Annotated in this window: 1 protein-coding gene; it reads left to right on the forward strand. The window is 72.5% G+C overall.

Translation table 11 applies throughout. The features are described 5' to 3' along the window. On the forward strand, positions 1-717 hold a 717-nt coding region (locus AC0QTX_RS27520; protein WP_474606967.1), incomplete at both ends, for a hypothetical protein.

Here is a 717-nt window from a genome sequence, read left to right on the forward strand (position 1 = left end):
CGACAGCGACGGGTCCGAGTCCCTCAGCTTCGTGCTCGGCGGGGTGCCCAGCGACGCGACCCTGAGCGCCGGCGCGCGCCAGCCGGACGGCACCTGGCGGCTCAGCTCCGATCAGCTGGCAGGCCTGAGGCTTCACCCGCCGGCCCACTTCTCCGGCAGCTACACGCTCACGCTCACGGCGGTCTCCACCGAGAGCAGCAACGGGGCGAGCGCGCGAACCTCGGCGAGCTTCACGGTGGGCATCGATCCGGTGGCGGATGCCGGCACGATCAGTGGTGCGAGTTCCGGCGCGGAGGACACGGCCATGGTGATCCGGCCGAGCTTCGGCCTGAGCGACAGGGACGGCTCGGAGACCTGGTCGGAGTTCACCCGGGTGTCGGGGGTTCCGGCAGGGGCGCGCCTGAGCCATGGCGTCGAGCTATCCCCGGGGGTGTGGCAGGTGGCCACCGCCGCCCTGCAGGCCGGGCAGGTGTCTGTGCATCCGGCCGAGCATGCGGATGCGGACTTCGTGCTCACCATGCGGGCGACGCTCACGGATGCCGGCAACGGCACGCGGGTGAGCCGGGAGGTGACGGGCACGCATGCGGTGAGCGTCACGGCGGTGGCGGATGCCCCGCAGGTGAGCGCCAGGGACGCCGCCGGCCAGGAGGATGCAGCCATCCCCCTCGACCTCGCAGCCGCCCTCGCCGACACCGACGGTTCCGAAGTGCTCACGGT

The organism is Microvirga sp. jy35, assembly GCF_056148915.1.